At 68.2% G+C, this 12,264-nt stretch carries 11 protein-coding genes; 3 read left to right on the forward strand and 8 right to left on the reverse strand.

What is annotated here, in order from left to right; all coding sequences use genetic code 11:
- Positions 1 to 2: 2 nt before the first annotated feature.
- Positions 3 to 734 (reverse strand): TorF family putative porin, encoded by a 732-nt coding sequence (locus tag AC57B5_RS19260; RefSeq protein ID WP_013800176.1) that lies wholly within the window; start codon positions 732 to 734, stop codon positions 3 to 5.
- A 500-nt stretch (positions 735 to 1,234) separates the two neighbouring features.
- Between AC57B5_RS19260 and AC57B5_RS19265 the strand changes: the two genes are divergently transcribed.
- Positions 1,235 to 1,753: a DUF2165 family protein gene (locus AC57B5_RS19265; protein WP_088166697.1), complete on the forward strand. Its 519-nt coding sequence runs from the start codon at positions 1,235 to 1,237 to the stop codon at positions 1,751 to 1,753.
- Positions 1,754 to 1,787: 34 nt separating this feature from the next.
- On the opposite strand, the gene AC57B5_RS19270 is transcribed toward AC57B5_RS19265, so the two are convergent.
- Positions 1,788 to 3,116: a sulfatase family protein gene (locus AC57B5_RS19270; RefSeq protein ID WP_496400144.1), complete on the reverse strand. Its 1,329-nt coding sequence runs from the start codon at positions 3,114 to 3,116 to the stop codon at positions 1,788 to 1,790.
- Between the two features lie 85 nt (positions 3,117 to 3,201).
- On the reverse strand, positions 3,202 to 4,179 hold the full coding sequence (locus AC57B5_RS19275) for a tripartite tricarboxylate transporter substrate binding protein (RefSeq protein ID WP_013800171.1): 978 nt from the start codon (positions 4,177 to 4,179) through the stop codon (positions 3,202 to 3,204).
- A 102-nt stretch (positions 4,180 to 4,281) separates the two neighbouring features.
- Here AC57B5_RS19275 and AC57B5_RS19280 point away from each other — a divergent pair, with 102 nt between their 5' ends.
- Positions 4,282 to 4,797: a MarR family winged helix-turn-helix transcriptional regulator gene (locus AC57B5_RS19280; protein ID WP_013800170.1), complete on the forward strand. Its 516-nt coding sequence runs from the start codon at positions 4,282 to 4,284 to the stop codon at positions 4,795 to 4,797.
- A 21-nt stretch (positions 4,798 to 4,818) separates the two neighbouring features.
- Here AC57B5_RS19280 and aldA read toward each other — a convergent pair whose 3' ends face one another.
- From aldA to AC57B5_RS19300, 4 genes are read right to left on the reverse strand one after another with little or no spacing between them, the layout of a single operon-like run.
- Positions 4,819 to 6,252, reverse strand: a complete 1,434-nt coding sequence (gene aldA / locus AC57B5_RS19285; RefSeq protein WP_373788995.1) for an aldehyde dehydrogenase — start codon at positions 6,250 to 6,252, stop codon at positions 4,819 to 4,821.
- Positions 6,253 to 6,268: 16 nt separating this feature from the next.
- Positions 6,269 to 7,078, reverse strand: a complete 810-nt coding sequence (locus AC57B5_RS19290) for an HpcH/HpaI aldolase family protein (protein WP_428148183.1) — start codon at positions 7,076 to 7,078, stop codon at positions 6,269 to 6,271.
- An 11-nt stretch (positions 7,079 to 7,089) separates the two neighbouring features.
- Positions 7,090 to 8,277 carry an L-rhamnonate dehydratase gene (rhmD, locus tag AC57B5_RS19295; RefSeq protein ID WP_496400145.1) on the reverse strand — a complete coding sequence of 396 codons (1,188 nt, stop codon included), beginning with the start codon at positions 8,275 to 8,277 and terminating at the stop codon, positions 7,090 to 7,092.
- 29 nt (positions 8,278 to 8,306) lie between these two features.
- On the reverse strand, positions 8,307 to 9,602 hold the full coding sequence (locus tag AC57B5_RS19300) for an MFS transporter (RefSeq protein WP_123695055.1): 1,296 nt from the start codon (positions 9,600 to 9,602) through the stop codon (positions 8,307 to 8,309).
- Positions 9,603 to 9,807: 205 nt separating this feature from the next.
- Between AC57B5_RS19300 and AC57B5_RS19305 the strand changes: the two genes are divergently transcribed.
- The gene (locus AC57B5_RS19305) at positions 9,808 to 10,827 is read left to right on the forward strand and encodes a LysR family transcriptional regulator (protein WP_496400146.1); all 1,020 of its coding nucleotides are present in this window, start codon (positions 9,808 to 9,810) and stop codon (positions 10,825 to 10,827) included.
- On the opposite strand, the gene AC57B5_RS19310 is transcribed toward AC57B5_RS19305, so the two are convergent.
- Positions 10,815 to 12,221: an aminotransferase-like domain-containing protein gene (locus tag AC57B5_RS19310; RefSeq protein WP_123695051.1), complete on the reverse strand. Its 1,407-nt coding sequence runs from the start codon at positions 12,219 to 12,221 to the stop codon at positions 10,815 to 10,817. The genes AC57B5_RS19305 and AC57B5_RS19310 overlap by 13 nt on opposite strands.
- Positions 12,222 to 12,264 lie beyond the last annotated feature (43 nt).

Raw genomic sequence — 12,264 nt, forward strand, 5'->3', positions numbered from 1 at the left:
GGTTACAGGGTCTTGGTCAGCGTCACGATCAGGCGCGCCTTGTTGACGTCACCGAAGTACGACTTCTTGTTCGCACCCGTCACGGCCGCGCCCAGCGACACGCCGTCGCCGAAATCGTAGGCACCGCCCACGCTGTAGTCCATATAGTTGGGCACGCCCAGGCCCTTGATGTCGCTGGCAAAGCGGGTGAAGCCCAGCGATGCCTTGACCGTCACCTTGGGCATCACTTCCTGGGTGAAGCCCAGCCACAGGTAGCCGGTGTTGCGGCCCGACAGTCCCGAGCCGGCCTTCTCGCCGGCCCAGCCGAAGTAGTCCTTGGACACGGTGTGCGAGTACTTGGCCGTGAACGGTCCATAGGTGGCCGCGCCATACAGCTCGGTGGTGTTGCCACTGGAATTGCCCGAGTACAGGTACTGCAGTGCGCCGAAGTCCAGGTCCACCTCGCCGGCCTTGAACTTGTAGCCGCCGTAGAAATCGGTTTCCAGCGAATTGCGGGGCAGCCAGTCCACGCTGGAGTTCCAGTTGCCGATGTACCAGCCGCTGTCGCCGAAGGTGTAGTCGAAACCGCCTTGCAGGGCCGGCTTGACGGCCTTGTTGCGTCCCGTGTCCTGGTCCTGTCCGCGGAACTTGTAGTTCGTCGTCAGGGACACATTGGCCGTGAGCTGGGCGTGGGCCCAGAGCGGAGCGATGGCGACACAGGCGATGGCGAGCGACTTGAGGCTGGCACGGGACATGGGATCCTCCGGTTTGAAAAATTTCGTGACAACCGGGTTAAGCACGGACCGTGCCAGTCTTTTTTGCTCGGTGGTGCGCCTTCCGACTCACCAATGCGGCACCGCAGCATCCTCGCATGCACCGGCTTTGTGCAGAAGTTCTGCACCGTTACGGTGATAGCGGTCGCTCACATGGCTGAGATGAAACATTGCACCAAAACAGTGCAATCAGACAGATCCGATGTGCTTGCCGGCAGCTGCAGATTGACGCGCATCAATGCCCACCCCCACAATCGCGGCTCCCTCCTGGCGTGGCACTCGATCCAGTTGGTGTGGGCGTTTCCCAGACGCACTGCCGGCTTCAGGTTTTCCAGTCCCGATCTCCGCGCCTTCGTGCGTCCGCACGTCTGTTTGCCAGCCCCCCACCACGGCTGGCGTCTTCCCCTGTCTACGGGTCGCCTCCATGCGTGCCGGTGCGCCGGCATGCAGGCCTGCGCGCGCCCGCCCATACGGAGTTCCTCATGTTTATTCGCCTGTCCAAATCCGCCATGGTCCTTGCCATGGCCTTTTTCGCGTCCCTGGTCGCCTTCGGCAACATCACCGACTACGCAACCAACTTCGCCTTCGTGCACCACGTCTTCCTGATGGACACGACATTCCCCGGCAACGGGATCATGTACCGCGCCATCCAGACGCCATGGGTGCACCATGCGGGCTATATCGGCATCATTGCACTGGAGACGACGACCGCCGTCCTGTGCTGGATCGGCGGCTGGCGGCTGCTGCAGGCGCGACAGGCCGGCACCCGGGCCTTCCGCGCCGCCAAGTCATGGGCGGTGGCGGGGCTGACCCTGGGCTTTCTGACCTGGCAGGTCGGCTTCATGTCCGTGGGCGGCGAGTGGTTCGGCATGTGGATGTCCAAGCAGTGGAATGGCGTGCCCGATGCCTTCCGCTTCTTCATCACGCTGCTGCTGGTGCTGGTCTATTTGACGATGGACAACGACGCCATCCAGGAAGAAGACAAGGCGGCGCAAGGCTGAGCGCCACCTCCTTGCTGCCTGCGCCGTCCGGGCCTCAGAAGGTGGCCGAAGGAAGGTCCTGCCGTGTGAAGACCAGGGAGACCTTGGCCTCCTCGGGAATGGGCGGCAGGCTGGCATCCCAGGCCGTCCAGGCCTGGCGCAGCTCGGCCAGGCGCTGGGGCTCGCGGTCGCGCAGGTTGGCGCGTTCGCGCGGGTCCTGGGCGACGTTGAAGAGGTATTCCACGCCTTCGATCTGCAGGTATTTCCAGTCACCGCGCACCAGGGCGCGCTGGGCGCGGTGCTTCATGCGCCAGCACAGGTCTCGCTCGGGGTTCCAGGCGCCATCGTCCATGAGGGGCAGCAGGCTGATGCCGTCCAGCGGGTAGTCGGCGTGGCCGTGCACGCCGGCGGCGGCCAGGAAGGTGGTGGACCAGTCCATGGTGAGATTGGGCGTATCGCTGACGATGCCCGCCGGCATGCGCTCGGGCCAGCGCGCCACCAGGGGCACGCGGATGCCGCCTTCGAGCAGGTCCATCTTCTGGCCGATGAAGGGCCAGTTGTTGGAAAAGCGTTCGCCGCCGTTGTCGCTGGTGAAGACGATGAGCGTGTTCTCGGCCATGCCCTTTTTCTCGAGCGCGTCCAGCACCCAGCCAATGCCTTCGTCCATGTGGTGGATCATGCGCTGGTAGGTCTCGATGCTGCCTCCGTCGGTGTGCTTGCCGAAGCCGCCGATGCGCCGCGACTCCTCGAGGTCGTCGCGCGTGAGCCAGGGCCAGTGCGGGGCGCTGTAGTGCAGGGACAGGTAGAAGGGCTTGTCGGCCGTCTGACGCTCGACGAAGTCCACGGCGCGGCGGCTCAGCAGGTCGGTGAGATAGCCCTCTTCCTCGTGCGGCTCCTCGTTGATCCAGAAGTCGGGGCGGCCGCGCGGGTCGCAGTGGGCGAAGTAGTCGGCGCCGCCTGCATGGAAGCCGTAGAACTCCTCATAGCCCGACATGCGCGGGCCGAAATGCGGCGGGTAACCCAAGTGCCATTTGCCGACCAGGGCGGTGGCGTAGCCGGCGTCGCGCAGCAGCGAGGCCACGGTGGGATGGTCGGGCGGCAGGCCCAGCACTTTGTCGCCGTGGACGCTGGCGATCGGCTCCTCGGCCGCGCCGCGCAGGCGGTACTGCCAGCGGCCCGTGGCCAGGGCAAAGCGCGTGGGCGAGCACACGGCCGAGTTGGAATAGCCACGCGTGAAGCGCATGCCCTGCGCGGCCATGGCGTCCAGGCGGGGCGAGACATCGGTGGCGCGGCTGTGCGCATCGCGCGCGCCCGTGCAGCCGAGGTCGGCGTAGCCGAGGTCATCGGCCAGGATGAAGATCAGATTGGGGCGCTGGGTTGCCATGGGAGCCAGGAGACAGTGGATGCGTTGGGAAAGGGAGTATCGCCAAAACGGCGATGCCTCAGGGCCTCAGGCCCTAGTGGCGGCTTCAGTCGTTGGTCAGGTGGATGCGCTTGACCAGGGCGGCCCACTGCGCGGACTGTCCCTTGGCGCGCGCCTGGGCCTCGGCCACGGTGGAGCCGACCATCTCGATGTCCAGGGCCTTGGCGCGCTCCTTTTGCTCGGGCGCGCGGATGGCCTCGTTCATGGCGTCGACAAAGCGCTTTTGCACGGCGGGCGGCACGCCCTTGGGCGCGGCCAGCAGGATCCAGAAGGTGCCGTCGAACTCGGGAAAGCCCGACTCGGCAATGGTCGGCAGCTCGGGCGCCAGCGCCGAGCGCGTCTTGCCCGAGGTGGCCAGGGCGATCAGCTTGCCGCTCTGGACCTGGGGGAAGACCGTGGGGCCGGCCAGGAAGCCGCAGTCCACCTGGCCGCCCAGCAGGTCCTGCATGGCCGGCGCGGGGCCCTTGTAGGGCACATGGACCATCTTCGCGCCCGAGGTGGCCAGCAGCGATTCCATGACCAGGTGGCCCGGCGAGCCCGCGCCGCCCGAGGCATAGGTCAGCTCGCGCGTCTTGCTGGCGGCCACCATGTCCTTGACGGACTTGAAGCCCGTGCCCGGGCCGCAGACCAGGGTCTGCGAGAAGCGCGCAGCCACGACCAGGGTTTCCAGCGCATCGGCCTTGTAGCCCATGTTCTTGTAGACATGGGGGTTGACGGTAAGCACGGGGTCCATGGCCCACAGCCAGGTGTAGCCATCGGGCGCGGAGCGTGCGACCTCGGCCGCGCCGATGTTGCCATTGGCGCCGGGCTTGTTGTCCACGACCACGGCCTGGCCCAGCGCCGCCTGCATGGCGGCGGCCACGGGGCGCAGCGAGATGTCGGAGGGGCCGGCCGGCGGATTGGGCACGACGATGCGTATGGGCCTGGCCTTGGGCCATTCCTGGGCCAGGGCGGGCGCCGCGCACAGCACGGCGGCGGTCAGGGCCACGGCGGCACGCGCCAGGGCTGCGAGGGGGCTGGGCATACTTGTCTCCTTGTCGTTGTCTTGCGGCCAATGTACGCAGGCCGCAGACAATGCATCTAATCCATCATCCCTAGCGTAAACCCGAAACCGGCCCGCGAGCCCATGACCGACCTCCACCGCTGGCGCCACCCCGCCGTGCTCGACGACATGTTCCTCTACCACCTGGCGCGGCTGCAGGCGGCCGCTGGCAGCCGTGTGGTGCGCCTGTGCGAGGGCCGCTACGGCATTACGCGGCGCGAGTGGCGCATGCTCTGTCTGCTGGCCGAGGCCGGGCAGCTGCAGCCCTCGCAGCTGGCCGAGCAGGCGCAGCTGGACCGCACGCGCACCTCGCGCGCGGTCACGGCGCTGCTGGCCAAGGGGCTGTTGTGGAAAGAGAGCCAGGTGGGCGATGCGCGCCGCGCGCTGCTGCGCCTGAGCGACACGGGCCGCGCCCTGCATGCCGAGCTGTTCCCGCAGGTGCAGGCCATCAACCGCGAGCTCATGGACGCCGTGCCCGAGCCCGAGCTGCAGGCCATGGCCAGCGCCTTTGCGCGCATCCGCACGCGGGCCCGCGAACTGGAGGCAAGCAGCCCGCCGCCCAAGGCGCCGCGCAACCGCAAGAAACCGGCAGCGCCCTGACGCCAAGGCCCAGGAGGTCAATCACCCCTGCAGGTACACCACATGCGTGTGCGTGTACTCGTACAGGCCGTGCTTGCCATCAGCACCGCCCACGCCGGACTTGCGCACGCCCGCGTGGAAGCCCTGCATGGCCTCGAAGTTCTCGCGGTTGATGTAGGTCTCGCCGAAGTCGATCTCGCGCATGGCCTGCATGGCCTTGGACAGGTCGCGCGTGTACAGCGACGAGGTCAGCCCATATTCGCAGTCGTTGGCCAGGGCGATGGCCTCGTCCAGGTCCTCCACCACCTGGATGGGCAGTACGGGGCCGAAGATTTCCTTGCGCATGATCTCCATGCCGGCATGGCAGCCGGCCAGCACCGTGGGCTGGAAGTGAAAGCCCGCGCCCAGGTCTGCGGCCTGCCCGCCCGTGACCAGTTGCGCGCCGTCGGCGATGGCCTGGCGCACCTTGGCCTGCACGCTGTCCAGGCCCTTCTGGTTGATCAGCGGGCCCATTTCCACGTCGGGCCGCGCAATCGGGTCGCCATAGCGCGTGGCGGCCATGGCCTGGGCGATGCGGGCCGTGAACTCGTCGGCCACCTGGCGCTGCACGTAGACGCGTTCGGCGCAGTTGCAGACCTGGCCGGTGTTGATGATGCGCGAGTCGCGGATGGCGCGCACGGCCAGGTCCAGGTCGGCATCGGCCAGCACGATGGCCGGGGCCTTGCCGCCCAGCTCCAGGTTGAGCTTGGTGATGTGGGGCGCGGCGGCTGCGGCGATGCGCTCGCCCGTGGCCACGCTGCCCGTGAAGCTGACCATGTCCACGCCCGCATGGCCGGCCAGCGCAGCGCCCGTGCCGCCCTGGCCATAGACCACGTTGAACACGCCGGCCGGCAGCTCGCACTGGGCCAGCAGCTCGGTGAAGGCGTGGCAGTTGATGGGCGTTTCCTCGCTGGGCTTGATGACGATGGTGTTGCCCGTGAGCAGGGCCGGCGCCATCTTGCGGGCGATCAGGAAGAAGGGGAAGTTCCAGGGCAGGATGCCCGCGACCACGCCCAGTGGCTTGCGCAGCAAAAAGATCTGCTCGTTGGCCCGGTCGCTGGTGATGACCTCGCCCTCGATGCGGCGCGCCCATTCGGCCATGTAGTCCAGATAGTCGGCGGTGAAGTTCACCTCCACCTCGGCCAGGCCCAGGACCTTGCCCTGCTCCTCGGTGATGGTGCGCGCAATGCGCGCGGCGTTGTCGCGGATGCGGGCCGCCACGCGGCGCAGGTACTGCGCGCGCTCCACGGCCGGGCGGCGCGCCCAGGCTTTGTGGGCGCCGCGCGCAGCGGCGATGGCGCGGTCCACATCGGCCTGGCTGGACAGGGGCGAGCGCGCCAGCACCGCGCCCGTGGCGGGGTTGGTCACCTCATGCAGTTCGGCGCTGTCGGTGAAGCTGCCGGCGATGAAATTGCGCAGCACGGTAGGGGATGCCATGGAGTTCTCCTTGGGTTCAGTAGGTGCGGGATGCAGGGGCCGCCTGGTCCGTGGCTTGCGTGGCGCGATAGCGCCCCAGGTTGGCCAGCGCGGCCTGGCGCAGCAGGCTGATGTCTATGCCCACGGCGATGAAGCGGCAGCCCCAGTCCGCATAGCGGCGCGCATCCTCCTCGCGCGGCGCGAGGATGCCGCAGGCCTTGCCGGCGGCCAGCGTGGCCTGGACGGTGCGGCGTATGGCGTCCTGCACCTCGCCCTGGCCGGCATCGCCTGCATGGCCCATGCCCGTGGACAGGTCGGCGGGGCCGATGAAGACGGCGTCCACGCCATCGACGGCCGCGATCTCGGCCGCATTGGCCACGCCCCGGGGCGATTCGATCTGCACGATCAGGCACAGCTGTTCATGCGCCGTGCGGATGTAGTCGGGCACAGCATCCCAGCGCGTGGCCCGCGTCAGGCCGCCGCCCACACCGCGCACGCCGTGGGGCGGGTAGCGCATGGCGCGCACCAGTTCGCGCGCCTGTTCGGCCGTCTCCACCATGGGCACCATCAGCGTCTGCACGCCCACGTCCAGCAGTTGCTTGATGAGCACGGTGTCGCCCTGCACGGCGCGCACCACCGGGTGCGTGGCGTAGGGCGCCACGGCCTGCAGCTGGCCCAGCAGCGTGGGCACGGTGTTGGGGGCATGCTCGCCATCGACCAGCATCCAGTCGTAGCCCGTGGTGGCGATGATCTCGGCCGCATAGGGCGTGGCAAAGCCGGCCCAGATGCCGTACAGCGGCTCGGCGCGCCGCAGCGCGGCCTTGAAGGGGTTGGCAGGCAGTTGCATGGCGGGCTCCTTCAGTGCGTGTACGGGCGGTGCAGGGCGCACTCGGGATTGAGCTCCACGCCGAAGCCAGGCCTGTCCAGCGCCGACATGCGCATGCGGCCATTGACGGGCACGGGCTCGCCCAGCAGTTGCGGATGGAACATGGGCACGACCTCGTCGGCCTTGGGGGCCATCATCAGGAACTCGGCAAACGGGCTGTTGTGGCGCGTGGCCACGAAGTGGTAGCTGTAGACGCTGGAGCCATGCGGGATGACCAGGGCCTGGTGGGCATCGGCCAGGGCCGAGATCTTGAGCAGCTCGGTGATGCCGCCGCACCAGCCCACGTCGGGCTGGATGATGTCGCAGCAGCCCATCTCCAGCAGCTGGCGAAAGCCCCAGCGCGTGGCCTCGTGCTCGCCCGTGGTCACCAGCATGCCGGTGGGCACGTTCCTGCGCAGGGCCGCGTAGCCCCAGTAGTCGTCGGGCGGCAGGGCCTCCTCGATCCACTTGAGGCCATGGGCCTGCGCACCCTGGGCCAGGCGCGTGGCGTAGTTCACGTCCAGGCTCATCCAGCAATCCAGCATGAGCCAGAAGTCCGGGCCCACGCGCTCGCGCATGGTGGCCAGCTCCTGCAGGTTGCGGCGCAGGCCCTCCTCCCCTTCGGCCGGGCCGTGGTGCAGCGGCATCTTGCCGCCGATGAAGCCCATCTTCTGCGCCAGGTCGGGCCGGGCGCCCGTTGCGTAGAACTGCAGCTCGTCGCGCACGGCGCCACCCAGCAGCTGGTGCACGGGCTCGCCGCGCACCTTGCCCAGCAGGTCCCACAGCGCCAGGTCCACGCCGGAGATGGTGTTGATGACGATGCCCTTGCGGCCGTAGTACAGCGTAGACAGGTACATCTGGTCCCAGATGCGCTCGATGTCGGTCACCCGGGCGCCTTCGAGGAAGCGGGCCAGGTGCTTTTCGACGATGTAGGCCGCAGGCTCGCCGCCCGTGGTCACGGCAAAGCCCACGCGTCCGGCGCTATCCTCGATCTCCACCACCAGCGTGCCCAGCACGTTGATGCCGAAGCTGCGGCGGCTTTGCCGGTACTCGGGGTACTTGGCCATGGGCGTGGCGATGTGGTCGTCGATCCAGTGGCCGTCGGACTGGTCGTGGTAGTCGGCGCCGCCGCCCTTGAGCGTGAAGGCGCGCACCTGCTTGATGGTGGGGATCTGTGTCATGGGATGGTTCTGCTCCGTGTGCAAGTGGTTCAGGCGGCCGACGGTGCGGCCAAGGCCGGCGCCAGGCGTGCGCGCACGCCCAGCACCAGGGCCGCAGCCAGCAACGTGGTGCCGGCCAGCAGGTACAGGCCGGCCGCCGGGGAGTGGAAAAAGCCCTCGGCCCAGTTCTTGACGATGGGGGCGATGAAGCCGCCCACGGCGCCGAGGGAGTTGATGAAGGCGATGCCGCCAGCGGCCGCAGCGCCGGCCAGCGTGTTGGCGGGAAAGGTCCAGAACACGGGCTGCACTGCGATGAAACCGGCCGCCGCCAGGCACAGCGCGGCCACACCCAGCAGGGGGCTGGAGAAACTCACCGATGCAGCCATGCCCACGGCAGCCATCACCAGCGTCAGGCTGGCGATGCCGCGCGGCTGGCCTGTTCGCTCGGCATGGCCCGGAATCCACCAGGCGGCCAGCAGCGCGCACAGCCAGGGAATGGCCGAGACCACGCCCACCAGCAGGCCCACCTTGGTGCCCAGCAGGCCCGCCACCTGGCTGGGCAGGTAGAACACCACGCCATAGACGCTGGCCTGGATCAGCAGGTAGATCAGCGCCAGGTAGAGCACGCGCGGCTGGCACAGCGCGGCCAGCAGGCTGTGGCCGTGGCGGCCCTTGGCCCGCTCTTCGCTGTCGAGAATGTCCTGCAGCAGCGCCTTGTCCTCGCGGCTGAGCCAGGTGGCGTCGGCGGGGCGGTTGTCCAGGTGGAAATACGCCCAGATGCCCACGGCCACGGCCATCAGCCCCTCCACCGCGAACAGCCACTGCCAGCCGTGCCAGCCGCCCATGCCGTCCAGCTCCAGCAGCAGGCCCGACAGCGGGCTGCCGAAGATGAAGGCCAGCGGCGCACCGAAGTAGAAAAAGCCCATGGCCTGCGCGCGGTGCGCTGCCGGGAACCAGTAGGTCAGGTACAGGATGACGCCGGGGAAGAACCCCGCCTCGGCCACGCCCAGCAAAAAGCGCAGCACGTAGAACGTGGTCTGGTCGTGGGCGAACATCATGGCCGCCGACACCAGGCCCCAGGTGACCATGATCCGGCACATCCACATGCGTGCACCCACGCGGTGCATGATCAGGTTGCTGGGCACTTCCAGCAGCGCATAGCCCGCGAAGAACACGCCCGCGCCAAAGGCGAAGGCCGCATCGCTGATGCCGGTATCGGCCTGGAAGGCCACCTTGGCAAAGCCCACGTTGGCCCGGTCCAGGAAGGCCATGATGTACATGAGCAGAAGAAAGGGCAGCAGGCGCCAGGAGATCCTGGCGAGCAGGGGAGCGGGGAGTTTTTTCATGACGGTCCTGAAGGCGATGGAGAGCCATCACGCCCACAAAAATGGGGGCGCGGAAGGCGTGCTTTTTCGGAAGGCGAGAGGCGGCTGCGGCTTGGGTGCCGGTCGCATCAGCGCGTCATGAAACAGGCGATGGGCTGTGCATGTCTTGTCTCCTGGATTGGGTCTGTTTTTTCTTGTCGCAGGGCCAATGTACGGCGCATGATCGATGCTCAACAAATCGAATTTCGGTCACATCCGATACCTTGCGCTTATGCCTGCGAATACGCCCGAATCCGCTCCGCCCGTGCTGCACCGCAGCCTGCTCAACCGTCTGCGCTACAAGCACCTGCACATGCTGGTGGCGCTGGGATCGAGCCTGAACCTGCACCGCGCATCGCTGAGCCTGGCCATGTCCCAGCCTGCGGCCACGCGCATGCTGCGCGAGATCGAGGACATGTTCGGCTGCCAGCTCTTCGAGCGCCTGCCGCGCGGCATGCGGCCCACGGCGCTGGGCGCGCAGCTGGTGCGCTTTGCCGAGGCCTCGCTCAACAGCCTGGACCGCTGCGCCGAAGACCTGGCCGCGCGCCGCCAGGGCGGCTACGGCTACCTGTCCATCGGCACCATCATGGGCGCAGCACCCGACCTAGTGATGACGGCCGTGGCGCGCATGAAGGCGCAAAGCCCGCAGCTGCGCCTGCGCATCATGGGCGACACCAGCGACCAGATCCTGCGCCTGCTGGACCAGCGGCGCATCGACATGGCCATTGCGCGGCGCAGCCCTGCGGCCCACAGCAGCAGCTACAGCTTCGAGGAACTGGGCAACGAGCGGCTGCTGGTCGTCGTGCGCAGCGGCCATCCGCTGACACGCCGGCGCAAGCTGGGCTGGCAAGAGCTTGTCGGCGACTGGCCCTGGATACTGCAGCCGGCCACCAGTCCCGCGCGCATCGCGCTCGACCAGCTGCTGCAGCGCCTGGAACTGCCTGCGCCGGCCGACATCATCGAATGCAGCTCGGTGTACTCCATGCAGCAACTGGTGCAACTGACCGACGCCGTGATGCTGCTGTCCGAATCCGCGCTCAAGGACTATCTGCGCATGGGCCTGGTCAGGGCGCTTCCGGTCTGCATCGACGTGCCCATGGCGCCCTTCGGCATCCTCACCCGCACCGACGACGCGCCCACGCAGGAGCAGCAGCGCTTCATCGCGCTGCTGCGCGCGCAGGCCCGGGGGCTGGCTCAGGCGGGTTGAGCCAGCACCTGCCCCATCGCGGCCTGGAACCTCGGATCGAGCATGGCGCTGACGTTGCAGCGCGACCAGCGCGAAACGGCCGAGGGATCGACATGGAAGACACGGCCCGGCGCCATGCTGATCTTGCGCGGCACCAGTTGCTCGGCCAGCCGCAGCGAGTCCTGCACACCGGGGAAGGCCACCCACAGGTACAGGCTTTGCGGGCTGCGCGCAAAGACTTCGCAGCCGTGGGCATCGAGCCAGCCCAGCGCCTGGGCCGTGGCCTGGCCCAGCTTGTGGCGCAGGCGCACCAGGTGGCGCTCGTAGTGGCCCTCGCGCAGCATCACGTCCACCATGCGCTCGCAGTACTCGGAGCCGCTGACGTGGATCAGCGCCTTGAGGTCGGCCAGGTCGCTGGCCAGCGCGTCGTTGCAGGCGATGAAGCCCACGCGCAGCGCGGCCGAGAAGGATTTGGAGAAGCTGCCGATGTAGATGGTGCGCTCCAGCTGGTCCAGCGTGGACAGGCGCACGGCCGAGGTGGGCTTGAAGTCGGCCAGCGGGTCGTCTTCGACGATGAGCAGGTTGTGGCGCTCGGCCAGTTGCAGCACCTTGTAGGCCTTGGCGGCCGAGATGTCCGAGCCCGTGGGGTTGTGGGCCAGCGACTGCGTGAAGAACAGGCGCGGCCGGTGCTGGGCCAGCAGTGATTCGAGCGCGGCCACGTCGGGCCCGTCGGCCAGGCGCGGCACGCCGACCACATGGGCGCCGGCCAGCCTGAGCTTGCCGAACAGCGGGTAGTAGCCGGGCTCGTCCACGAGCACGGTGGCCCCCGGCGGCACGAAGTAGCGGATGACCAGGTCCATGGCCTCGTTGGCGCCATGGGTCAGCACCAGCTGGCCCGGCGTGGCCTGCAGGCCGAAGTCACCCAGCTTGCGCACCAGGCTGTCGCGCAGCGGCGCATAGCCGTAGCGGCTGCCGTAGCGGAACAGCGATCCCAGCCCCGTGCGCACCACCTTCTGGTGGTAGCGGTCCAGCCGCATGTCGGCCAGCCATTCCACGGGCGGAAAGCCGTCGCCCACGCCCACGCAGTCGGGCTGGGTCTTGAGCTGCTCGCGCATCAGCCAGACGATGTCCATGGCGCGACCCAGCTGGCCCGCGTCCTCATCGGTGCGCTGGGCACCGCGCCCCGTGCCCAGCACGTAAAAGCCCGAGCCCCGGCGCGGCTCGACGATGCCGCGCGAGACCAGCAGGTCGAAGGCCGAGACCACGGTGTTCTTGGCATAGCGGTGCAGCTGCGCCAGCTCGCGCAGCGAGGGCAGCTTGTCGCCAGGGCGGTACACGCCGTCGGCGATCTGCTGGCCGATCAGGTCGGCCAGCTTATCGGCAATGGGGGCCGAGCGCCCTCTGGTGTCTGCCATGCGCCCTCCGTTCATGTTGCAGTGCGATGGTACTGTTCCCCGA

This window comes from Delftia sp. BGA-UO-ETr-SB1, assembly GCF_059567865.1.